Origin of the sequence: Streptomyces genisteinicus, from assembly GCF_014489615.1 — a bacterium.
Classification (GTDB): domain Bacteria; phylum Actinomycetota; class Actinomycetes; order Streptomycetales; family Streptomycetaceae; genus Streptomyces; species Streptomyces genisteinicus.
The window spans coordinates 2,630,135-2,652,800 of record NZ_CP060825.1 but is presented as its reverse complement, the minus strand read 5'-3'; the positions used below and the strand labels follow the sequence as shown (position 1 = coordinate 2,652,800).

At 73.5% G+C, this 22,666-nt stretch carries 19 protein-coding genes, 1 tRNA gene, 2 pseudogenes and 1 riboswitch; of the genes and pseudogenes, 13 read left to right on the top strand and 9 right to left on the bottom strand.

The genetic code is table 11. The features are described 5' to 3' along the window. Positions 1–8: 8 nt before the first annotated feature. The 4 genes from IAG43_RS11590 (at position 9) to rdgB (ending at position 2,189) form a co-directional block, all read left to right on the top strand. Entirely contained in the window at positions 9–287 is a 279-nt protein-coding gene (locus tag IAG43_RS11590; protein ID WP_187740667.1) for a PTS sugar transporter subunit IIB, read from the top strand. Between the two features lie 87 nt (positions 288–374). Beyond that, positions 375–1,097 (top strand): ribonuclease PH, encoded by a 723-nt coding sequence (gene rph / locus IAG43_RS11585; RefSeq protein WP_187740666.1) that lies wholly within the window; start codon positions 375–377, stop codon positions 1,095–1,097. A gap of 95 nt (positions 1,098–1,192) precedes the next feature. Further along, the gene (locus IAG43_RS11580) at positions 1,193–1,579 is read left to right on the top strand and encodes a hypothetical protein (RefSeq protein WP_187740665.1); all 387 of its coding nucleotides are present in this window, start codon (positions 1,193–1,195) and stop codon (positions 1,577–1,579) included. Between the two features lie 7 nt (positions 1,580–1,586). After that, on the top strand, positions 1,587–2,189 hold the full coding sequence (gene rdgB, locus IAG43_RS11575) for an RdgB/HAM1 family non-canonical purine NTP pyrophosphatase (RefSeq protein ID WP_187740664.1): 603 nt from the start codon (positions 1,587–1,589) through the stop codon (positions 2,187–2,189). A 58-nt stretch (positions 2,190–2,247) separates the two neighbouring features. On the opposite strand, the gene IAG43_RS11570 is transcribed toward rdgB, so the two are convergent. The 4 genes and pseudogenes from IAG43_RS11570 to bcp form a co-directional block, all read right to left on the bottom strand. Next, positions 2,248–2,331 (bottom strand) — tRNA-Leu (locus IAG43_RS11570). Positions 2,332–2,847: 516 nt separating this feature from the next. Next, positions 2,848–3,492: pseudogene (locus IAG43_RS34435) on the bottom strand (HNH endonuclease signature motif containing protein); the annotation flags it as partial. Between the two features lie 142 nt (positions 3,493–3,634). Continuing rightward, positions 3,635–5,131, bottom strand: coding sequence for a glycine betaine/L-proline transporter ProP (gene proP / locus IAG43_RS11560; protein ID WP_187740662.1), 1,497 nt, complete (start codon positions 5,129–5,131; stop codon positions 3,635–3,637). Between the two features lie 119 nt (positions 5,132–5,250). After that, positions 5,251–5,718 (bottom strand): thioredoxin-dependent thiol peroxidase, encoded by a 468-nt coding sequence (gene bcp / locus IAG43_RS11555; RefSeq protein WP_187740661.1) that lies wholly within the window; start codon positions 5,716–5,718, stop codon positions 5,251–5,253. Between the two features lie 155 nt (positions 5,719–5,873). Between bcp and IAG43_RS11550 the strand changes: the two genes are divergently transcribed. The 3 genes from IAG43_RS11550 (at position 5,874) to IAG43_RS11540 (ending at position 7,076) form a co-directional block, all read left to right on the top strand. Next, on the top strand, positions 5,874–6,191 hold the full coding sequence (locus IAG43_RS11550) for a DUF3618 domain-containing protein (protein WP_187740660.1): 318 nt from the start codon (positions 5,874–5,876) through the stop codon (positions 6,189–6,191). A 97-nt stretch (positions 6,192–6,288) separates the two neighbouring features. Beyond that, positions 6,289–6,591, top strand: a complete 303-nt coding sequence (locus IAG43_RS11545; protein ID WP_372449872.1) for a GroES family chaperonin — start codon at positions 6,289–6,291, stop codon at positions 6,589–6,591. A gap of 69 nt (positions 6,592–6,660) precedes the next feature. Then, a riboswitch (guanidine-III (ykkC-III) riboswitch) is annotated at positions 6,661–6,724 on the top strand. A gap of 31 nt (positions 6,725–6,755) precedes the next feature. Then, on the top strand, positions 6,756–7,076 hold the full coding sequence (locus IAG43_RS11540; RefSeq protein WP_187740658.1) for a DMT family transporter: 321 nt from the start codon (positions 6,756–6,758) through the stop codon (positions 7,074–7,076). 102 nt (positions 7,077–7,178) lie between these two features. On the opposite strand, the gene IAG43_RS11535 is transcribed toward IAG43_RS11540, so the two are convergent. Then, positions 7,179–9,545, bottom strand: a complete 2,367-nt coding sequence (locus IAG43_RS11535; protein WP_187740657.1) for a transglycosylase domain-containing protein — start codon at positions 9,543–9,545, stop codon at positions 7,179–7,181. A gap of 231 nt (positions 9,546–9,776) precedes the next feature. Here IAG43_RS11535 and IAG43_RS11530 point away from each other — a divergent pair, with 231 nt between their 5' ends. Genes IAG43_RS11530 through IAG43_RS11515 form a run of 4 tightly spaced genes read left to right on the top strand, consistent with a single transcriptional unit; the run spans position 9,777 to position 13,151 of the window. Continuing rightward, positions 9,777–10,577 carry an ABC transporter permease gene (locus IAG43_RS11530; protein ID WP_187744409.1) on the top strand — a complete coding sequence of 267 codons (801 nt, stop codon included), beginning with the start codon at positions 9,777–9,779 and terminating at the stop codon, positions 10,575–10,577. Continuing rightward, complete coding sequence (locus IAG43_RS11525) at positions 10,570–11,373, top strand: ABC transporter permease (RefSeq protein WP_246574261.1); 804 nt, start codon at positions 10,570–10,572, stop codon at positions 11,371–11,373. The genes IAG43_RS11530 and IAG43_RS11525 overlap by 8 nt, the downstream gene beginning before the upstream one ends. Positions 11,374–11,387: 14 nt before the next feature. Further along, positions 11,388–12,437 (top strand): ABC transporter ATP-binding protein, encoded by a 1,050-nt coding sequence (locus IAG43_RS11520; RefSeq protein ID WP_187740656.1) that lies wholly within the window; start codon positions 11,388–11,390, stop codon positions 12,435–12,437. 9 nt (positions 12,438–12,446) lie between these two features. After that, entirely contained in the window at positions 12,447–13,151 is a 705-nt protein-coding gene (locus IAG43_RS11515) for a DUF1707 SHOCT-like domain-containing protein (protein ID WP_187740655.1), read from the top strand. Between the two features lie 105 nt (positions 13,152–13,256). Here IAG43_RS11515 and IAG43_RS11510 read toward each other — a convergent pair whose 3' ends face one another. After that, entirely contained in the window at positions 13,257–14,510 is a 1,254-nt protein-coding gene (locus IAG43_RS11510; protein WP_187740654.1) for an SGNH/GDSL hydrolase family protein, read from the bottom strand. Positions 14,511–14,611: 101 nt separating this feature from the next. Here IAG43_RS11510 and IAG43_RS11505 point away from each other — a divergent pair, with 101 nt between their 5' ends. Further along, complete coding sequence (locus tag IAG43_RS11505; RefSeq protein WP_425508589.1) at positions 14,612–16,111, top strand: DUF445 domain-containing protein; 1,500 nt, start codon at positions 14,612–14,614, stop codon at positions 16,109–16,111. Between the two features lie 366 nt (positions 16,112–16,477). Here IAG43_RS11505 and IAG43_RS11500 read toward each other — a convergent pair whose 3' ends face one another. Continuing rightward, on the bottom strand, positions 16,478–17,641 hold the full coding sequence (locus IAG43_RS11500) for an isoafricanol synthase (RefSeq protein ID WP_187740652.1): 1,164 nt from the start codon (positions 17,639–17,641) through the stop codon (positions 16,478–16,480). 352 nt (positions 17,642–17,993) lie between these two features. Here IAG43_RS11500 and IAG43_RS11495 point away from each other — a divergent pair. Continuing rightward, positions 17,994–20,911, top strand: a pseudogene (locus tag IAG43_RS11495) (ATP-binding protein). A 375-nt stretch (positions 20,912–21,286) separates the two neighbouring features. Here IAG43_RS11495 and IAG43_RS11490 read toward each other — a convergent pair. After that, positions 21,287–21,589: a hypothetical protein gene (locus IAG43_RS11490; protein ID WP_187740651.1), complete on the bottom strand. Its 303-nt coding sequence runs from the start codon at positions 21,587–21,589 to the stop codon at positions 21,287–21,289. Positions 21,590–21,840: 251 nt separating this feature from the next. After that, a complete protein-coding gene (locus IAG43_RS11485) occupies positions 21,841–22,596 on the bottom strand; it encodes an NAD(P)H-dependent oxidoreductase (RefSeq protein ID WP_187740650.1) in 756 nt (251 codons plus the stop codon). Positions 22,597–22,666: the final 70 nt, after the last annotated feature.

The window sequence follows — 22,666 nt, the reverse complement described above, 5'->3', positions numbered from 1 at the left end:
GATCAACGGTGGGCCGAGGCAGCGCTCAGCGCACTCGAACGCAGGGAGACAACATGGCCAGCAAGGCAGAGAAGATCGTCGCCGGGCTCGGCGGAATCGACAACATCGAGGAGATCGAAGGCTGCATCACCCGCCTCCGCACCGAAGTCGTCGACCCCGCCAAGGTCGACGAAGCCGCCCTCAAGGCCGCCGGAGCCCACGGAGTCGTCAAGATGGGCACCGCGATCCAGGTCGTCATCGGCACCGACGCCGACCCCATCGCCGCCGACATCGAAGACATGATGTGAGCTGACCTCACCGCGCACCACACCCGAGGGGCCTGAACCGATCAACCGGAACAGGCCCCTCACCCATCTGCCGATAGGCTCGTCCCCATGTCACGCATCGACGGCCGCACCCCCGAACAGCTCCGCCCCGTCACCATCGAACGCGGATGGAGCAAGCACGCCGAGGGCTCCGTCCTCGTCTCCTTCGGCGACACCAAGGTCTTCTGCACCGCCTCCTTCACCGAAGGCGTGCCCCGCTGGCGCAAGGGCAGCGGCGAAGGCTGGGTCACCAGCGAGTACTCGATGCTCCCCCGCTCCACCAACACCCGCGGCGACCGCGAATCCGTCCGCGGCAGGATCGGCGGCCGCACCCACGAGATCAGCCGCCTCATCGGCCGCTCCCTGCGCGCCGTCATCGACTACAAGGCCCTCGGCGAGAACACCGTCGTCCTCGACTGCGACGTCCTCCAGGCCGACGGCGGCACCCGCACCGCCGCCATCACCGGCGCCTACGTCGCCCTCGCCGACGCCGTCACCTGGGCCCAGGGCAAGAAGCTGATCAAAGCCGGCCGCAAGCCCCTCACCGGCACCGTCGCCGCCGTCAGCGTCGGCATCGTCGACGGCACCCCCCTCCTCGACCTCTGCTACGAGGAGGACGTCCGCGCCGAGACCGACATGAACGTCGTCTGCACCGGCGACGGCCGCTTCGTCGAGGTCCAGGGCACTGCCGAGGCCGAACCCTTCGACCGCAAGGAACTCAACGCCCTCCTCGACCTCGCCACCGGCGGCTGCGCCGACCTCGCCGCCCTCCAGCGCGACGCCCTCGCCTGACCGGGCAACCGAACCACGCCCCCCGGCGTCCACACCGGTACGGGCGCACGGGCCGAACCGTGCGCCCGGCCACCACCCGGGGAGGACCGTTCCACATGGCCGCGCGACGACGTATCGCCCTCAGCATCGCCACCGCCGCCCTGCTCGTACCCGCCACCGTCGGCTGCGCCGCACTCGACAAGGCCATCGAATGCGTCGAGACCGCCGACGCCATCGCCACCAGCGTCGGCAACCTCCAGGACGCCGTCGCCACCGGCACCAGCGACCTCACCCAGGCCAGGGAATCCCTCGACGCCATCGACCGCGAACTCGGCACCCTCGGCGACAAGACCGACAACGCCGACCTCAGCAAGGCCGTCGACGACCTCACGGCCGGCGTCACCAACGTGCGCACCGCCATCGAGAACGGCGACGCCACCCCCGACATCTCACCCGTCACCGACGCCGCCACCGAGATCGGCAAGGTCTGCACCCCCGGATAATCGGGGCATGACCCGACTCATCCTCGCCACCCGCAACGCGGGCAAGATCACCGAACTGAAGGCCATCCTCGCCGACGCGGGCATCACCCACGAACTCGTCGGCGCGGAGGCCTATCCCGAGATCCCCGACGTCAAGGAGACCGGCGTCACCTTCGCGGAGAACGCGCTCCTCAAGGCCCACGCCCTCGCCCGCGCCACCGGACTGCCCGCCGTCGCCGACGACTCCGGCCTCTGCGTCGACGTCCTCGGCGGCGCCCCCGGCATCTTCTCCGCCCGCTGGTCCGGCACCCACGGCAACGACCAGGCCAACCTCGACCTGCTCCTCGCCCAGCTCCTCGACATCGACACCCCCCACCGCGGCGCCCACTTCACCTGCGCCGCCGCCCTCGCCCTCCCCGACGGCACCGAACGCGTCGTCGAGGGCCGCCTCACGGGCACCCTCCGCCGCGTCCCCCATGGCACCAACGGCTTCGGCTACGACCCGATCCTCCAGCCCGAGGGCGACACCCGCACCTGTGCGGAACTCACCCCGGCCGAGAAGAACGCCATCAGCCACCGCGGCAAGGCCTTCCGCGCCCTCGTCCCGGTGGTGCGGGAACTGCTGGGCTGAGGGGGGATCTGACAGACGCCGAGGGCCCCGCGCACATGTGCGCGGGGCCCTCTCGATGTGCGGCCGGGGGGACTTGAACCCCCACGGGATCTCTCCCACAGGTTTCTAAGACCTGCGCGGCTGCCAATTACGCCACGGCCGCCCCGGATCTGGCATGCGCCTCAGCCGGCTGCGGTCAGTCTACGGCCGCGCCGCGCGGCGCAGCGACCGGCTTGCGTGATCCGCCCCTGCACCAGGTCCCGGTCACCGCGTGGCAGTTGGGGCAGAGCAGCCGGAGGTTCTCGCGGCGGTCGTCGTGCCGGTCTCCGTTGACGTGGTCGATCTCCAGGACCAGCCGCCGCCCGTGCCACCCGGGCCCGGTCCCGCATCCGGCGCACAGCTCGGGCACGCCCGTCGCCGCCAGCGCACGGCGCAGGACCGCCGTCCTGGTGCGCCGGCCGCGGTCGTGGCGCACCAGGATCTCCTCGCCGCTCAGGGGCGTGGCGACGGGCTGCCTGTGCCGGTGGACCTGACGGTGGAAGTGTGACGTGTCGATACCGTGCTCCGCCACGAGGTCGCGGAAGAGCGCGCGCTGCCGGGGGCTGACCGGGCGGTCCAGCAGCCGCAGCGCTCCCGCCACGGTGACTGAGTCCGCGACGGCGGCCCGGAGCCGTTCCGCGGCGCCGGGTGGGGCCGGGCGTTTCGCGCGCCCCCGGTAGGTGTCCGTGACCGCGTGGCAGTTGGGGCAGAGCAGCCGGAGGTTCTCGATGCGGTTGTTCCGCCAGTCCCCGTCGACGTGGTCGACCTCCAGCGTCAGCGGCCGATCGCGCCAGGACGGCGCCGTGCCGCACAGGGCACAGCGGTCCGGGACGCCTTCGCCGGTCATCGCCCTGCGCAGGCGTTCACCGGGGACGCGCCGCGACCGGTCGGGCGGCTGCACCACGAGGGCCGCGGACGGGGAGCGCCGTCGGGTCCCGCCCGCCCGGTCCGGCGTTCCGAAGTGCGAGGTGTCCAGGCCGAGCGCTCTGACCCGCCTGCTGATGTGCGTGTGGTGACCGCCCACGATGTCGAGCCCGAGGCGTCTCAGCACTTCGCACATGCTCGTCGACGCCGCGACCACGGGGGTGAGGACCTCGCGGGTCCACCGCACCCCCTCCCGTTCGAAGTGGGAGGTGTCGACGCCGAGGCGGATCATGCGTGCGCGGAGGTACTTGCGGGTCGCTCCACCCGGATCGAGACCGAGCCGGGTCATCATCTCGCTCATGCTCCGGGACTCCCGCGCCGTGGTGTCGAGCACTTCCTTCGGATACCGGCTCGCGCCCATCGTGTTCTCCCCTCCCGGTCACCCGTTCATGACCCGTACGGCTCAACGAACCGATTGTCGGACGGTCACGCACGGAAAACGGACGCCCCGCCTCCGCGGTGGGGGCGGGGCGGGGCGTTCCGGGAGGGGTGGGGCGGGTGGGTCAGAACTTCGGGTCGGGGGCGGTGGCGATGACCATGTCGGCGGCCTCCTCCTTGGTGCTGACGGAGGGGGGTGAGCCGTCGAGGGGCTTCTGGGCGGTCTCCTTCATGCAGGCGACGGCGATCACGCCGACGAGCGCGGCGGCCATGGCGTAGTAGGCCGGCATCATGTTGCTGCCGGTCCAGCTGATGAGGGCGGTGATCACCAGGGGGGTGGTGCCGCCGAAGAGGGACGCCGAGAGGTTGTAGCCGACCGAGAGCGAGCCGTAGCGGACCTGGGTGGGGAAGAGCGCGGGGAGCGCGGCGGACATGGTGCCGAGGAGGCAGACCAGGGAGAGGCCGAGCATCAGCATGCCCGCGGTGATGGCGGGGATGCCGCCCTGTCCGATGAGGAGGAAGGCGGGGGCGGACAGGACGAGGAAGCCGAGCATGCCGGTCATCAGGAGCGGCTTGCGGCCGAAGCGGTCGCTGAGGCGGCCGACCTGGTTGATGACGGCCATGAGGGCGACCATCACGCCGAGCAGGATGAGCAGGCCGTGGGTGTCGCTGTAGCCGAGCTCGTCGGAGAGGTAGGTCGGCATGTAGGACAGCAGCATGTAGTCGGTGATGTTGTACGCGCCGACGAGGGCGATGCAGAGGATCAGGGTGGGCCAGTACTGGCGGAAGATCCTGGCGAGGTCGCCCCTGGTGGTGGTCTCGACGGTGTCCGCGGCCTCGGAGGCGTGGGCGGACTCGTCCTCCAGCTTCTGGAAGGCGGGGGTCTCGTCGAGGCGCAGTCGCAGGTAGAGGCCGACGAGGCCGAGGGGTCCGGCGACGAGGAACGGGACGCGCCAGCCCCAGTCCTCCATGGCGGCGTCGCCGAGGAGTGCGGTGAGGGCGGTGACGAGGCCGGCGGCGCCGACGTAGCCGGCGAGGGTGCCGAATTCGAGGAAGCTGCCGAAGAAGCCGCGGCGCTTGTCGGGCGCGTATTCGGCGATGAAGGTGGAGGCGCCGCCGTACTCGCCGCCGGTGGAGAAGCCCTGGACCAGGCGGAAGAGGATCAGCAGGACGGGTGCCCAGAAGCCGATGGAGGCGTAGGAGGGGATCAGGCCGATGGCGAAGGTGCCGACGGCCATGAGGATCATGGTGAGGGCGAGGACCTTCTTGCGGCCGATGCGGTCGCCCATGGGTCCGAAGAACATGCCGCCGAGGGGCCTGACCAGGAAGGCGACGGCGAAGGTGGCGAACGAGGACAGCAGCTGGGCGGTGTCGTTGCCGGACGGGAAGAAGACGTGGCCGATGGTGACGGCCAGGTAGCTGTAGATCCCGAAGTCGAACCACTCCATGGCGTTGCCGAGCGAGGCGGCCTTGACGGCGCGCTTGACGGCGGCTTCGTCGGTGACGGTGATGTCCGTCCGCCTGAGCTTGGGGTTCCTCCGCTGTTCGATGGTGCGGAAGAGGATGGGGTGGCGCCTGACCGCCGCGGGATCCGGAGTGTCCCGCTGTTCCGAACCCGCCATGTCGCGTCCGTCCTTTCCTGGAAGGTGTTGCCAGGAGTTACGTCTGACCGATCGTGGCGAAAGCAAACCGCGGCCCCCGGGGTGGGACCGCGGTCACAGGGTGCGGGGGCGGGGGAGGGTCAGATCCCCAGGTCCTTGATGATCTTGGCGACGTGGCCGGTGGCCTTGACGTTGTACAGGGCGCGTTCGACCTTGCCGTCCTCGTCGACGACGACGGTGGAGCGGATGACGCCGGTCACGGTCTTGCCGTAGAGCTTCTTCTCGCCGAAGGCGCCGTAGGCGGTGAGGACCTCCTTGGAGGGGTCGCCGACGAGGGTGACCTTGAGGTTCTCGGTGTCGCGGAACTTGGCGAGCTTCTCGGGCTTGTCGGGGGAGACGCCGATGACGTCGTAGCCGGCCCGGGCGAGCAGGTCGAGGTTGTCGGTGAAGTCGCAGGCCTGCTTGGTGCAGCCCGGGGTGAGCGCGGCGGGGTAGAAGTAGACGATGACCTTGCGGCCCTTGTGGTCGGCGAGCGAGATCTCGTTTCCGTCGGCGTCGGGAAGGGTGAAGGCGGGGGCGGTGTCGCCGGGTGCCAGGCGCTCGCTCATGGTTCTCCGTACGTTGCTGGGGGGCCGTGAGGCTGTACGCCGTCGAGCGTAATGGGGGTGCCGTGGGGTGCGGAGCCGAGGCAACTGACAGACTGTCGATGCAGGACCGAAGGATCACGGCCACAGGACGACGACAGGACCAGGGAGGCGGCGCGGTGTCGGATACCAGGACCCCTGCGCAGATCGAGGCGGACATCGTCCGCCGGCGCGAGCAGCTTGCGGAGATGCTCGACGAGATCGGTGTGCGTGTGCATCCCAGGACGGTGATCGGTGACGCGAAGGCGAAGGTGGCGTCCACGGTCGACGCGACGGCCGGACGGGCGTTCGTCGCGGTGAACCGCAAGGTGTCGGACGTGAAGTCCCGGTTCGTGTCGGAGGACGGCGCGCCGCGGCTGGAGCGTGTGGTGCCGGTGGCGCTCGTGGCGGTGGGGCTGGTGGGTCTGCTGGCGGTGTCGGCGCGCAGGCGCCGGTGACCCTGTGGGGCGCCGGGGCGGCCGGGGCGGGTAGGTTCGTCGGGTGAGCGCCAGCAGAGATGAGCACAGGGACCGGCACGACAAGCTTCCGATCCGGATGCTGCACGATCGTGTGCTGGTGCGGACGGACATTCCCGAGGGTGAACGGCGCTCCAGCGGGGGCATCGTGATCCCGGCGACCGCGGCGGTCGGGCGGCGTCTGGCGTGGGCCGAGGTGGTCGCGGTCGGGCAGAACGTGCGCACGGTGGAGATCGGGGACCGGGTGCTGTACGACCCGGAGGACCGTGCCGAGGTCGAGGTGCGGGGTGTGGCGTACGTGCTGATGCGTGAGCGTGATCTGCACGCGGTGGCCGCCGACCGGTTCCAGGGTTCGGAGGATTCGACGGGGCTGTATCTGTAGCCGTGTCGGGGGTGTGAGCGGGGCCGGTGGCGGAGGTCACCGGCCCTTGGCATGAGTGCCGTGGCCGCTGCTTGCTACGGTGGGGGGGACCCGACGAGACGCGCCGTACCGGGCTTCGCAAAGACGACGCATCCGTGTTTTCGCCGTCTGTCGGAGGTGCCGTCATGGCCTGGGTTCTGTTGATCGTCGCGGGTCTGCTCGAAGTGGGCTGGTCGATCGGGATGAAGTTCACGGAGGGGTTCACCCGGCTGTGGCCGAGTGTGTTCACCGGTCTGGGGATCGTGGCCAGCATGGTGCTGCTGGCGCAGGCGGCGAAGACGCTGCCGATCGGTACGGCGTACGGGGTGTGGGTCGGTATCGGTGCCGCGGGTGCGGCGGTGGTGGGGATGCTGGTGCTGGACGAGCCGGTGACGGCGGCCCGGATCTTCTTCGTGTGTCTGCTGCTGGTGGCCGTGGTGGGTCTGAAGGCGACGTCGGGGCACTGATCCATCGGGCACCGGGCCGGTCACTGGTACGGGGTCACTGGTACGGGGTCACCGGTACGGGATCACCGGGCCGGTCACCGGTACGGGGTCACCGGGCCGCGGTCACCGGGGCGTGCCGCCGGTACCGGGTGCCGGGGCGTCCGGGGCGGGGCCGGGTGCCGGGTCGGCCGCGGCGGCGGGCCGGGCGGCGGGCGGTGCGGTCGTGGGGGCCGTGGCCGGCGGTCCACCGGGGGCGGTGCCGGGGCGCCGGGCGTCCGGGCTGCCGGTGGGTGCGGGGGCGCTGGTCCGGCCGGGGCCGGTGGGTGCGCCGGGGCCGCCCGCGCCTTCCTCCCAGCCGCTGTCGGAGCCGTCCTCCTCGCCCTCGCCCTCGCCCTCGGCGTCGTAGGGCTGCGTGGAGGAGTCGGCTTCCGCGGACGCCTCGGCTTCGTCGGGTTCCTTGATGGGCTCGGTCACTTCGAGGTCGAAGCCGCGCACCTCGCTGCCCTCGAGGGCGGCGGAGGTGTAGCGGGCCCAGATCTCGGCGGGGATGCCGCCGCCGTTGACGCGGGGTGCGCCGAGGGCTCCGTAGAGCGGGGTCTGGGCGCCGGTCTTCGGGTCCTGGCCCATGACGGCGACGACGGTGACGAGGTCGGGGGTGTAGCCGGCGAACCAGGCGGCGCGGTCCTCCTCGGCGGTGCCGGTCTTGCCTGCGGCGGGCCGGCCGACGGCTCCGGCGGCGGCTCCGGTGCCTCCGTCGACCACGCTCTGGAGGATGGCGGTGGTGGTGTCGGCGGCTTCCCGGGAGACGGCGCGCCGGGTGGGGCGTTCGGGGAGGGCGATGTCGGACCCGTTGCGGGTGACCTTGGTGACGAGGGTGTTCTCGGTGTGCCTGCCGTGGTTGGCGAGGGTGCTGTAGGCCTCGGCCATGTCGACGACGCTGGCGGTGGCGGTGCCGAGGGCGATGGAGGGTGCGGCGGTCAGGTCGGGTGTGGCGGCGGGCAGGCCGAGGGCGACGGCGGTGCTGCGGACCTTGTCGGGGCCGACGTCGACGGCCATCTGCGCGTACACGGCGTTGACGGATTCGTCGGTGGCGCGGCTGATGGAGACGGGGCCGTAGGAGACGTGGTCCTCGTTCTCGGGGGCGTACTCGCTGCCGGTCCAGCCCTGGACGGGGCGGGCGCTGGTGCCGTCGTAGACGGTGTTGGGGGTGATGCGCCGGCCGCTCTGGGTGGTGGAGCCGTTCTCGACGGCGGCGGTGAAGACGAAAGGCTTGAAGCTGGAGCCGACCTGGTAGTCGCGGCGGGTGGCGTTGTTGACGTACTGGCGGGTGTAGTCGACGCCGCCGTACATGGCGACGATCTCGCCGGTGGCGGGGTCGACGGAGGCGCCGCCGACGCGGACGTTGCGGTCGGCGTCGTTGTCGTCGGAGAGCTGGGAGGTGACCTCCTCGTCGACGGCGCGGGTGAAGGCGTCCTGCTTGGCCGGGTCGAGGGTGGTGGTGATGCGGTGGCCGCCGGTGGCGAGGGTCTTCTCGTCGATCGTTCCGGTCGCCGCCAGGTGGTCGCGGACGGCCTGGACGATGTATCCGCGCTGGCCGGAGAGGCCGGTGGAGGCCTTGTCGGCCCGGGGGGTGGGGAAGCGCATGGCGTCGCGTGCGGCGGGGGTGAGCCACTTCTCCTTGACCATGCCGTCGAGGACGTAGTTCCAGCGGGCGAGGGCGGCGTCGCGGTTGCGGGGGTGGGCGGCGACGTCGTAGGCGCTGGGGGCCTTGAGCAGGGAGGCGAGGTAGGCGCCCTCGGCGGTGCCGAGGGCGGAGACGTCCTTGCCGTAGTAGGCCTGGGCGGCGGCCTGGATGCCGTAGGCGTTGCGGCCGAAGTAGCTGGTGTTGAGGTAGCCCTGGAGGATGTCGCTCTTGCTCTGCTCGCGGCCGAGCTTGACGGCGATGAAGAACTCCTTGACCTTGCGGGTGACGGTCTGTTCCTGCACGAGGTAGTAGTTCTTCACGTACTGCTGGGTGATGGTGGAACCGGACTGGCGGCCCTTGCCGGTGACGGTGTTCCAGGCGCCGCGGACCATGGCGGGCGGGTCGATCGCGGGCTGGGTCCAGAAGTCGCGGTCCTCGGCGGCGAGTACGGCGCGCTGGACGGTGAGGGGGACCTGGTCGAGGGGGATGTTCTCCCGGTTGACCTCGCCGTCGCGGGCGATGGGGGTGCCGTCGCGGTAGAGGTAGACGTTGGTCTGTGCGGTGGCCGAGGCGTTGGCGGCGGGGATGTCGACGAGCAGGTAGCCGGCGAGGAATCCGCCGATGAGCAGCACGGCGACGGCCAGGGTGGTGCCGAGGACGATCCGCCAGGTGGGGATGACGCGCCGCCAGCCGGTGCGCCGTGGGCGGGTCCTGCCTGACGTCTTCCCGGCGGGCGCGGGCTCGGCCGGACCGGGCACGGTCGCGTCCCGGGGGGTCCAGCTCTGCTGCTGCGGCTCGTCACTCATGAACCCCATAGTGCACTTTTACGGGTGATATCCCCCGGATCCGGACACGAGGCGGCCGGAAATGCGCTCGCGGGGCGGCGCGGGGCTCGGCTAGGGTCGTGCGCTTTGGTACGGACGGGGCGCACATGAGCACGGCAGATGAGCACGGCTCGTGGGCGCGGCTCGTGGGCACGGCACATGAGCGCGGACGGCCGAGCACGGGTGCGGACGGCGAGGGGGCGGGGGAGCGTGGTGCGGCTCTATGCGATCGTCGCGGCGGGCGGCTTCCGGCGCCATGCGACGTACCGGGTGGCGACCGCGGCGGGCCTGTTCACCAACACGGTCTTCGGCTTCATCATGGCGTACACCTACACGGCCCTGTGGGACGAGCGGCCGCAGCTCGGAGGCTACGACCTGTCCCAGGCGCTGACCTATGTGTGGCTCGGTCAGGCGCTGCTGATGACCTGCTCCATGATGGGCGGCGGCTTCGAGGACGAACTGGTCGAACGCATCCGCACCGGGGACGTCGCCGTCGACCTGTACCGGCCGGCCGACCTGCAGCTGTGGTGGCTGGCGGGTGACCTCGGGCGGGCCGCGTTCCACTTCGTCGGGCGCGGGATCGCGCCGATGGCGATCGGCGCGTTCGCCTTCGACCTGGCGGTCCCCGCCTCCCCGCTGACCTGGCTCGCCTTCCTGGTGTCGGTGACGCTGGGCGTGGTGGTGAGCTTCGCCATCCGCTTCCTCGTGGCGCTGTCCGCGTTCTGGCTGATGGACGGCGCCGGGGTCACCCAGTTGGCCTGGCTCGTGGCGCTGTTCTTCTCCGGCATGCTGCTGCCGCTGAACCTCTTCCCGGGCGTGCTCGGCGAGGTGGCCCGGGCGCTGCCCTGGTCCTCGCTGCTCCAGGTCCCGGCGGACGTCTTCCTGGGCACGTACGAGGGCGGCGCACTGGTGGGGGCCTTCGCGTTCCAGGCCGGGTGGGCCGTCGTCCTGCTCGCCGCGGGCCGGCTGCTCCAGGCCGTCGCGACCCGGCGGGTGGTGGTCCAGGGTGGCTGAGGCGGTGCGGGCCTATGGGCTGATCGTGGCGATGTGGGTCCGCTCCACGATGGCCTACCGGGCGTCGTTCGCGATGACGGCGTTCGGGAACTTCGTGGCCACCGGCTTCGACTTCGTGACGATCCTGCTGATGTTCTCCCACGTGGACGCGCTCGGCGGCTGGTCGCTGCCGGAGATCGCGTTTCTCTACGGGACCACGAGCACCGCGTTCGGCCTGGCCGACCTGGTGCTGGGCTCCATGGACCGGCTCGGGCGGCGGGTGCGCGACGGCACCCTCGACACCCTGCTGGTGCGGCCCGTGCCGGTGCTCGCCCAGGTGGCCGCCGACCGGTTCGCGCTGCGCCGCCTCGGCCGCGTCACCCAGGGGCTGCTGGTGCTCGGCTACGCCCTGTGGACCCTGGACGTCGACTGGACGCCGGGCAGGGTCGCCGCGGTGCCCATGATGCTGCTGTGCGGCGGGCTGATCTTCGGGTCGCTCTTCGTCGCGGGCGCCGCGTTCCAGTTCTTCGCGCTGGACGCCGCCGAGGTGCAGAACGCCTTCACCTACGGCGGGAACACACTGCTCCAGTACCCGCCGTCGCTGTTCGCCAAGGACCTGGTGCGCGGGGTGACGTTCGTCGTGCCGCTCGCCTTCGTCAACTGGGTGCCGTCGCTGTACGTCCTGGACCGGGAGAACCCGCTGGGCCTGCCCGGCTGGCTGGCGCTCCTGCCGCCCGTCGTCGCCGCCGTCTGCCTCGGGCTCGCCGGGCTGGCGTGGCGCACGGGGCTCCGCGCGTACCGCAGCACCGGAAACTGAGGACGCACATGGACATGGGGAACCCCACCCCCGCCCACCACTCCCCGGACGGCGCCGCGCGCACGGGCACCGGCCGCGCCGGGCCGGACCCCGGTGCCGGCGGGGCGGGCTTCATCGCGCTCGACGGCGTCGAGAAGGTCTTCGAGGTGCGGCGCAGGACGGGCCGGCTGCGGCGCGAACGGCACCGGGTGCGGGCCGTCGACGGGATCAGCTTCACCGTGGCGCGCGGCGAGATGGTGGGCTACATCGGCCCGAACGGCGCCGGGAAGTCGACCACGATCAAGATGCTCACCGGCATCCTCACCCCCAGCGGCGGCAGCCTGCGGGTCGCCGGCATCGACCCGTCCCGCGAGCGCACCCGGCTCGCCCGCCGGATCGGCGTCGTCTTCGGCCAGCGCACCACCCTGTGGTGGGACCTGCCGCTGCGCGACTCCTACCGGCTGATGCACCGGATGTACCGGGTGCCCGACGCCGTCTTCCGCGACAACCTCGACCGGTGCACCGAACTGCTCTCCCTCGGCGACCTGATGGACGTGCCGGTGCGCCAGCTGTCGCTGGGGCAGCGGATGCGCGGCGACATCGCGGCGGCCCTGCTGCACGACCCGGAGGTCCTCTATCTGGACGAGCCGACGATCGGCCTGGACGTGGTCTCCAAGGCGAAGGTCCGCGACTTCCTGCGCGAACTCAACGCCGAGCGCGGCACCACCGTGCTGCTGACCACCCACGACCTCACCGACATCGAGCAGTTGTGCCGCCGGGTCATGGTCATCGACCACGGCCGCCTGATGTACGACGGGGCGCTCGCGGGGCTGCACGAGATCGGGGAGAGCGAGCGGACCCTCGTCGTCGACCTCGAACGCGAACTGCCGCCCATCGCGCTGGAGGGGACGCGCACGGTGAAGGTCGAGGGACCGCGGCAGTGGCTGGCCTTCCCCGCGTCCGCCTCCGCGGCCCCGCTGGTCGCCGCGCTCGCCCAGCGGTGGCCGCTGGTGGACCTGTCGGTCCGGGAACCCGACATCGAAGCGGTGATCGCCAAGATGTACGCGGACCGCTCCGCTGACTAGGCTGACCGCATGACGAGCGAACTCCCCGAGATGCGGGCCTCCGATGCGGAACGGGAGCGCGTGGCCGAGCGCCTGCGCGACGCGGTGGCCGAGGGGCGCCTCGACATGGAGGAGTTCGAGCAGCGTCTCGACATCGCCTACCGCGCCCGCACCCACGGTGAACTGGTGCCCCTGGTGGCGGACTTGCCCGCCCCCGGCGCCGGAGCGGCGGACCCGCTCCCGGCGGGCGACCCCGCGGGGGCCCCGGCGCGGACCCGCTGGCGGGACCGGATCGGCCTCCCGGCGACCTCCAGCAGTGCCTTCGCCTTCTGGGGCGGCTTCAGCCGCAAGGGCACCTGGACCGTCGGCCGGTCCTTCACCGCGGTGGCGGTGATGGCGGGCGGCGAACTCGACCTGCGCGACGCCAGTTTCGAGGACCGGGAGACCGTGATCACCTGCATCGCCGTCATGGGCGGTGTGCACGTCGCCGTGCCTCCCGACGTCCATCTCCAGGTCACCGGCATCGGGTTGATGGGCGGCTTCGCCGAGGAGGGCACCGTCGAGGGCCGGCCGGACCCGGACGCCCCGCGCGTCGTCGTGCGCGGCGTGGCCCTGATGGGCGGCGTCGCCGCGGAGCGCAAGCAGACGAGGGCGGAGAAGCAGCGGCTGAAGGCGGCACGCGCCGAGCAGGCCCGGCTGGAGAAGCAGGAACGCAAGCGCAAGGAGCTCGGCTGAGCCGCCGCGGGGCCGTGCCCTGCCGGGCGCTTCCGGTCCGGGTGCGGGTTTTCCCGGACCGGGCGCTTCCGGTCCGGTGGCCGGTGCCCGCAGGCCGGCGGGCGCTCAGAGGCCGGCCGGGTCCACCACCGTCCCCATCCGCGCGTAGCCCGCGTCGCTCGGGTGGAGGTGGTCGCCCGAGTCGTAGGCGGGCAGCAGCCGGCGCGGCGCGTACGGGTCGCGCAGCGCGCGGTCGAAGTCGACGACGGAGTCGAACACCGTGCCCGACCGCACGGCCCGGTTGACCACGGCCCGCTCGGCCTCCACCGCCGCCGAGCAGCGCGGATGGCCCGCGCACGGCAGGATCGTCGCGCCGGTCACGTGCAGCCCCTGGGCGCGGGCCCGGCCGGCCAGCTCCCGCAGCCCCGCGACGACCTGCTCGCCGGTCCCCGCGTACGGGGAGCGCAGCAGGTCGTTGACGCCGATCGCGACGATCACCGACGTGGCCCCGGAGCGTGAGAACACATCGCGGTCGAGGCGCCCGAGGGCGCTCTCGCCCCGCCCGTCCAGCAGCAGCCGGTTGCCGCTGATGCCCGCGTTCACCACGCCGTAGCGGCCGCCGAGGCGGTCGGCGAGGACGTCGGGCCAGCGGCGGTCCGTGTCGGGCGTGGAGGTGACGCCGTCGGTGATCGAGTCGCCGACGGCGACGACCGAGCCGCGCGCCTGCGAGGTGAGCACGTCGACGGCGGTCACATGGTGCCAGGACCGGATCCGCGCGTCGTACCCGTCGCCGCTCTCGTCCCGGGTGCGGTCGCCGCCGGCGACGTAGGAGGTCCGGCGCGCATGGGTGTGGGTGGTGACCGGGCCGCCCGGTGCCGGCACGTGGACGCTGACCAGCAGGTCCCCGTCGTACGGGATGCGCAGGGCCACGGGGTCGCTGACGAGCTGCCCGCCGGGGGCGACGGTCGCGCCGGGGGCCCCGCCGAAGAGCACCGGGCGGACCGACCCGGGGACGGCGGCCGCTCCGGCGCCGCCCGCCCCGCCGGCCGCCACGGCGAGCGACGCGGAGCCGATCCGCAGCGGCACGGTGCCGTAGAGGTTGGAGAGCGTGACGCGGGCGGCCGTTCCGCCGATGCTGGTGTGGACGACGTTGCGTACGGTGCTGCCGTCGTCGCCCACCGCGCCCGCGCCGTCGTCCGCCGTGGCCGCGGCGACCGGGGCGGCGGCCCAGGTGGCCAGCCAGACGGGGGTCGCGGACGGCGGCGTGCGCAGGGCGGGACGGTTCCTGACCGTGTCGATCCCGAGGTAGATGCCGCCGCATATGAGGGCCACGACGGCCATGAGGGCAGCGAGGCTCGCGTACCCCTGACGCTTGTTCATGCACACATCATCCGGCACGGCCCGGGAACTCGGCGAACCGCCCGGGAGTAGTGGTGACAGGGACAATGCGTACGTGACGTACGGGCGGACGGGTGGAGCGGATGGAACGCACAGAACCGGATGAGCCGGACCACGGGGACCGTGCCGGTTCCGGGGGCACGCCGCCCCCGGACGGTGCGCGCCCCGGGATGCCCGGTGCGCCTGGGGCGCCTGGGGCGCCAGGCATCGGCGGAACGGCCCCGGGCGGACCGTCCCGGGCGGACGCGGCCGGTGCGCCGGGCGCGGTGCCGGGAGCCCCGGGCGGGGCGGCGCGCGCCGCGCAGGGCACGGGCCTGCCCGGATTCACGTACACCGAGGCGGACGCCGAGAAGCAGCGCGGCGTGCGGCGGATGAAGGCCACGGCCACCGGCCTGCTGCTCCTCGTCGCGGTGGTCTTCGCCCTCGCCACCTGGGCCGAGAACTCCGGCGCGGGGGCCTGGGCCGGGTACGTCGCGGCCGCGGCCGAGGCGGGCATGGTCGGCGCGCTCGCCGACTGGTTCGCGGTGACCGCCCTCTTCCGCCACCCGCTCGGCATCCCCATCCCGCACACCGCGATCATCCCGCACAAGAAGGACCAGCTCGGCGCCTCGCTGGGCTCCTTCGTCGGCGAGAACTTCCTCTCCGAGGACGTCGTCCGGGCCCGGCTGCGCGGTGTCGGCATCGGCCGGCGGCTCGGCGCCTGGCTCGCGGAGCCCGCGCACGCCGACCGGGTCACCGCCGAGCTGGCCACCGCCCTGCGCGGCGCGCTGACCGTGCTGCGCGACTCCGACGTGCAGGCGGTCGTCGGCGAGGCCATCACCCGGCGGGCGGAGGCCGCGGAGATCGCCCCCGGCGTCGGCAAGACGCTCCAGAAGGTCGTCGCCGACGGAGCCCACCACCGCGCCGTCGACCTGATCTGCGCCCGCGCCCACGACTGGCTCGTGCTCCACGCCGATTCGGTCATGGACGCGGTCGAGGGCGGTGCGCCCGGCTGGACGCCGCGTTTCGTCGACCGCAAGGTCGGCGAACGCGTCTACCGCGAACTGCTGCGGTTCGTCACCGAGATGCGCGACATGCCCGGCCATCCCGCGCGGGCCGCGATCGACCGCTTCCTCGGGGACTTCGCCGGCGACCTCCAGTCGGACACCGAGACGCGCGAGCGCGTCGAGCGCCTGAAGTCCGAGCTGCTGGGGCGCACGGAGATCCAGGACGTCATCGCCTCCGCCTGGTCGTCCGTCCGCGACATGATCCTCGCCGCCGCGGGCGACGACCGGAGCGAGCTGCGGCTGCGCGCCCGGGCCTCCCTGCTGTCGCTGGGGGCCAAGCTGGCCTCGGACGCCCGGCTCCAGTCGAAGGTGGACGGCTGGGTGGAGGACGCGGCGGTGTACGTGGTCACGACGTACCGCACCGAGATCACCTCCCTGATCTCGGACACGGTCGCGAGCTGGGACGCGGAGCACACCTCCCGCAAGATCGAGGCCCACATCGGGCGGGACCTCCAGTTCATCCGCATCAACGGCACGGTGGTCGGCGCGCTGGCGGGCCTGGCGATCCACACGGTCGCCCACGCGTTCGGCGGCTGACGCCGCCGATGGTCGCCCGTGCCGCGGGGCTGTGGCCGGGGACAGCCGGTGGCGGGGCATGTCGAGCGGCCCGCGCGGCCGAGTCCCGGTCCTGCTGCGGGCACGCCCTGCCCGGTGGCCGAGCCCGCCCCGGCGGGCGGCTTCCGCGACGAGAGAGCGTGCGTGGGGACGCGTCTGTGCGCGTGCCGCTGCCGCCTTCCGCGGCTGACGCCACCGACGGTCACCCGTGCCGCGGAGCCGGGCCCGCCGGGCAGGTCACCCGCCCGGCGGCCCGAGCCCGCCCGCAGGTCACCCAGCGCGGCGGCCCGCCGCCACCCGAGGGGCGCACGCCCGCCCCTGCGCCCCGGCCCCGGCGGGACCCCCCGCCTACCGGCCGGGGTGCGGGGCGCCGCGCTGGGTGGGGAAGGGGCCGGTGGCGGGCGGGGCCGGCTCCGCGGGGCCGGCGGGGGCCGGGACGGGCGGGCCGCCCTGCTGCGCGGCGAGCGCGCCCCAGGGACGCTGCCGGCCGCCGCTGACGGCGGCGATGCCGCGCTCGTCGTACCGCGAGGTCGCCAGCGACCACGCCAGATTGCCCGCCATCACATGGCGCATGCCCTCGACGTAGTGGTCGACGTGCCCCCGCACCTCGGCCGGCACGCGCCGGGCCTGGAGCGCCGCGGGGAGGGCGGCGGCGAGTTCGCCGAAGCGGGCGATCCGCCGGTTGGCGAGCGCGGCCGTCAGGTCGACGGCCTCGTCCAGCGAGCAGCCCTTGTGGCCGCGCAGCACCAGCACGCTGTTGTTGACGTCGCCCGCGGCGATCTCCTTCACCAGCGACACGATGTCGTTGACGAAGATCACCACGTCGGCCGTCACCTCCCGCATCTCGCGCAGCGGTTCGGCCCCGTGCAGGTCGTCCGGCAGCGCGTAGCCCCCGCACCGCTCGGTGAAGTCCAGGCACGGCTGCACGCCGATGGAGTGGCGCCGCAGTTCGAGGAAGGCCTCGGGGGTCGGCAGGCCGTCCGCGTTCCGGTTGCGCGCCTCGCCCTGGTGCGCCGCCATGTACGCGAGCCAGTGGGTGCGGAAGCGGCGCCGCCAGTGGGGCGCCCTGCCCGCCGTGGAGCGCCGCCAGATGTCGCCGAAGGCGCGGACCAGCGGCGGACTGGCCACCGGCACCGTGTCGTCGGGGGTCATGATCCGTCCCAGGCTCTCCACCAGGCGCTCTATCGCGCGCGGCCGCATCCCGAGCCCGCCGTCGAACTGGTCGTCGAAGATGAAGAACCAGGCGTTGAAGTCGGCGGCGAGTTCGAGGTCGGCGGCGTTCGCCGTCGGGTAGAAGTAGGCCATCAGCCGCTCCAGGCGGAGCGTGTCGTACTCCGACGTCGCGGCCTCCCCGCCGAGCAGTCCGGTGGTCAGCAGCCACTGGAGCGTGTGCCGCCGGGCGCGTTCCGCGTGCGGGTTGAGAAGTGCCGGGTAAGGGATCCTGACCGCCGTCGTGCGCCGGGTGGGATCCGCGGGGCTGGGAAGGTGGCCGAAGTCCATCGCGTTCGCCATACGTGCCCCCTGGTGTCGAGGCGCCGGCCGATGTCTCGGGGCGCAGGTCCGAGGTGTCCTCGCAGCCCTACGAGGCTAGGGGGAACGGCCCCGTTGCGGGAGCATTCCCCGCCTTGCGGTGGCGTCAACCGGCGGCATCCGGCGCACACGCCCGGCGCACGCCCTGCGGGAGTTGCCGCTGCGCCGGGCGTGACGAAGCGTCCGCCCGCAAGGGAACGCGCCCGGCGTACGCCTGCCGCCGTTACCAGGAACGCGGGCGGGGCGGGGCCGGAACGCACAGTCGCGGACACACAACTCCCCGTGGGCGTACGCTTTCGCGCGTACCCGTGTCCCTGCGGTCGAAGGAACAGAAGTGGCCTCTGAGGGAGACCGGCCGGGACGCCCGCGCCGGAAGCTGTTGGAGAGAGACGCGGAACTCGGCGCCGTGGACGGTCTGCTGACCGAGCTCGCCGAGGCGGCCGCCGGGTCCGGCGGCCCGGCCAGGGGAGCCCTGCTGGCCTTCGCGGGCCCCGCCGGACTCGGCAAGACCACGCTGCTGACCGAGGTGCGCCGCAGGGCGGCGGCCCGCGGCTGCACCGTCCTCGCCGCGCGCGGCGGCGAGCAGGAGCAGGGCGTCGCCTTCCATGTCGTACGGCAGCTCGTGCAGCCGCTGCTGGCGGCCTCCGGGGAGGAGGACCACCGCCGCCTGCTGGGCAGTTGGTACGACATCGTCGCCCCGGCCATGGGCCTGGTCGCGCGGGGCGACGGCGCCGCGCCCGACCCGCAGGGCGTGCGCGACGGCCTGGACTGGATCGCCACCCGCTTCGCCGTGCAGCGCGCCCCGCTGGTGGTCGTCCTCGACGACGTCCACTGGGCCGACGCCGAGTCCCTCGCCTGGCTCTCGGGCTTCGCCCCGAGGGTCACCGAACTGCCGATGCTGCTGGTCGTCGCCTACCGTTCCGACGAACTCCCCGTCGACGCGGCGGCCTTCGCCCACCTCGCCGAACGCCACGGCTCGCACCCCTACGACCTCGCGCCGCTCACCCCGGGCGCGGTCGGCAGCCTCGTCCGGGAGGCCCTGGGCGAGGAGGCCGACGACGGCTTCTGCCGGGAGGCGTGGGCCGTCACCGGCGGCAACCCCTTCGAGACGGTCGAGGTCGCGGCGAAGTTCGCCGACCGGGGGCTCAAGCCGCAGAACGTCCACGTGGCGGAGCTGCGCGAGCTGGCCTCGGCGGTCAAGGGCAGCGGGCTCGTCGAGCGGCTGGAGCGGCTCGGCACCTCCACCGTGCGGTTCGCCTGGGGCGCGGCCGTGCTCGGCGCCGAGGCGTCCCGGAGCCTGGCCGCGGGCGTCGGCGGACTGGGCGAGGCCGAGTCCGCCCAGGCGGTCGCCCGGCTGCGCGTGGCCCGCATCCTCGCCACACCGCCGGCCGACGAACCCGACGACGACCGGCTGGAGTTCTTCCACCCGCTGGTGGCCACCGCCGTCTACCGCGCCATACCCGCCGCGTTCCGGGTCGCCATGCACGGCCAGGCCGCGGCCGTCGTCTCGGCCTCCGGGCTCGGCGTCACCAGCGTCGCCCGGCACCTGCTGGAGGTGCACCCGGAGAGCGACCCGTGGGTCGTACGGCAGCTGCGCGAGGCGGCCCGCGACTCCCTCCGCTCGGGCGCACCGGAGGCGGCACGCCGCTGCCTGGCCCGCGCGCTGCGCGAGCCTCCCGCCCTCGACGAGCGGGCGGACGTGCTCTTCGAACTCGGCTGCTCCGCCCTGCTCACCGAACCGGCGACGACCGTCAACCACCTGCGCGCCGCTCTGGACGAGCCGGTCCTCGCCCCCGCGCTGCGCGAGATGATCGTCTACCGCCTGGCCCAGGCCCTCGGGCACTCCGACCGGATGGCCGAGGCCGCCGAGACCGTCGCCGAGGCGGCCCGCGAGGCCACCGACGCGAAGACCCGGCTGCACATGCAGGCCGAGCAGTTCATGTGGAACGCGTTCCGCGCCGACGAGCCGGACTCCCCGGCCCGTTCGCGCCGGCTGGCCCGGCTCGCCGAGCACCTGACCGGCCGCAGCCTCGCCGAGCGCTACATCCTGGGCCTGCGCGCCTGGGACGCCATGGTCCGCGGCGAGCCCGCCGAGACCGCCTCCACTACGCCCGCGAAGCCCTCGGCGACGGCATGAGCTGGACGGACGACCAGTGGGGCTTCGAGGTCCCGGTCCTGGTCGCGCTCACGTTCATGTACTGCGACCAGCCCGGACAGGCCGAGGAGCTGTTCACCGCCGGCATCGCCGAGTGCGAACGCAAGGGCTGGCGCGGCGCCCACCTGTCGTTCGGTTTCACGCTCCTCGGCTACATCCGCTACCGCCGGGGCCGTCTCGACGAGGCCGAGACCCTGGTCCGCGCGGGGCTGCGGATCGCCGACCGGGTCGGACGGAACGTGCCCGCCCAGTACTTCGCGATCGGCATCCTCATCGAGATCCTGCTCGCCCGCGGACGCACCTCCGACGCCCACGACGTGGCCGTCAAGTACGGCTACGGCGACGTCGTTCCCAGCGCCGTGGTCTACCCCGACTCGCAGACGGTCCACAGCGAACTGCTGCTCGCCCTCGGCCGGCGGCGGGAGGCCGAGTACGAGCTCGCCAGGGTCGGCCTGCGCCTCGAACCCCGGGGCATGCGCAACCCCGCCTGGTGCCCGTGGCGCCTCCACCTCGCCCGGGCCACCGACAACCCGGAGCACGCCGCCGCGCTCGCCGCCGAGGCCCTGGAGATGGCCCGCCGCTTCGGCACCCAGTCGGCGATCGGGCAGGCACTGCACGCCATGGCGTCGATCACGGAGGGACCCGCCGAACGCCTGCGCCTGCTGGCGGACGCCGTCGCCCACCTGGAGCGTTCGCCCGCCGGCTACGACCTCGCGAGCGCGCTGGTCGACCACGGCGTGGCGCTGCGCCGCGCGGGCCTGCGCCAGGAGGCGGGCGAGCAGCTGCACCGGGGGCTGGAGGGGGCCGCGCAGTGCGGCGCCGACGGCCTCGCCGCGCGTGCCCGCGAGGAACTCGACGCGGCGGGCCTGTGGCCGCTGCAACTGCGCTCCGACGACACGGGGCTGCTCACCACCCAGGAGCGCCAGGTGGCGGAGTGGGCCGTCGCGGGACGGTCCGACGACGGCATGGCGGAGGAGCTGGGGGTGCCGCTGCCGGTGGTCACGCGCCTGATGTCGGACATCTACCGCAAGGTCGGCTCGGACCGGGCGGGGCTGGAACGCATGCTGCGCCGGCAGCAGCCGCCCGCCGTGGGCTGAGGCGCGTCGTCGGGCGGGGGCGGGGGCGGCACCGGGGGCGCCGGAGTCCGGGGCGCCGGAGCCGGCTCCGGCGGTTCCGGTCCTCGGCCGCCGGGGTGCCGGGGTGCCGGGGGTGAGCGGAGCCCACGCGGTCGTCCCGTTCCCGTTCTCGGGACGCCGGAGTCCCGCCCGGTCGTTCCGGTCGTTCTGGTCCTCGGCCGGCCGGGGTGCCCGGGCCCGTAGCCACTGGGCAGCCGGCGTCTCGGCCGCCGGAGGCGGACGCGCCGGGCGCGCGACCGGTCCCTGCCTGACGGTCCCGCGCCCAGCGCCTCCAGGGGAGGTGCCCTTCAGTACGGGCGCGGGAGCCGTGGCGTTCAGCCGCGTCGGGCCGAATCCTCAGCGCTGTCCGCGCGACACCGCCGCCGAGGCCACCGCCACGCCCGCGGCCACGGAGAGGACCGCAGGCCACGCGCCGACCTTCTTCGCCAGCGGGTGCGAACCCGCGAACGCGGCGAGGTACGCGGCGCTCAGCCCGGCGGCCGCCCTCGCTCCCGCGTCCCGGTGCCACTGGCGCGCGGCGACGGCCCCGGCCGCGGCGAGCGCCACGCCGCCGAGGGGCCGCTTCCCCGTGAAGCGGGCGAGCGCGTAGCCGCCCACGAGTCCGCCTGCCGCCACCGCTGCCGCGGGAACCCCTGCCATGATGCCGCCGCCTTTCGTCGCCGTCCGGGCCGTCCCGGTCGTCCTGGTCGGCCTGGTCGTTTTGGGCCGTGCGGTCGTCCGGGGCCGTTCGTGCTGCCCGGTCGTCCGTGCGTCCCGCCCGTGCGTCCGATCCTGTCACCGGGCCCGGCACGCGTGCGACGGCCCCCTCGGCGGAGCCGGCCTCCCCGCCGGCAAGGACCTCCGCGTACCTCCGCGGGCCTTACCCCGGACCTCCGCCCCGGATCTCCGCCTCAGCGCCGGGCACCCGCATCGTGCGCCTCCAGGCCGACGTCGCCGGGGGCGACATGGGGGTGGAGGACCAGATCGTCGTCGTAGTCGCCGCCGGTCTCGCTGCGGTAGGCCAGCGGGGTCTCCGTGAAGAGCGTGGCCAGGCGGGACGCCAGCCGCTCCGCCGCCCGGCCGGCGTGCTCGGCGTCGATGCGGTCGGCGGACGGGACGAGCAGGGGTTCCAGGGCCGCCATGCCCGTGTAGAAGTACGTGCCGTGCAGCAGCGGCCACAGGATCTGCGTCAGTGAGCCGTGGATGCCCCTGGGCGCCATCGACGTGCCCCGCGCCCCGGCCGTGACCACGGTCAGCGCTCGCTTCCCGGCGAGCGCCCCGGCTCCGTAGCGCTCGCCCGTGCCGTAGCCGAGGCCCTTGACCAGGACGCGGTCGAACCAGCCCTTCAGGATCGCCGGCGGCCCGTACCACCACAGCGGGAACTGGACCACCAGCGCGTCGGCCCGCAGCAGCTTCTCCTGCTCGGCGTGGACCTCCGGGGCGATGCGTCCCGTGGCGAGCGCCTGGTGGGAGGCGTCGGCGACGAGCAGACGGCCGGTGTGGTCCGGGTAGTCGGCGGCGGTGACGACGGGGTCCCAGCCCATGGCGTAGAGATCCGACTCGGTGACCGTGTGACCGAGCGCGCGGGCCGCGCGGATGCCCTCGCGTCGCAGGTGCGCGGTGAGGGAGGCGGGTTCGGGGTGCGCGGAAAGCCAGAGAATCTCCATTCCGGGCGCCCTACCCCGAAGGCCCCGCCCCACTCGTGGGCGGACAGCGCGCCCCCGGCCCCGGCGGCCT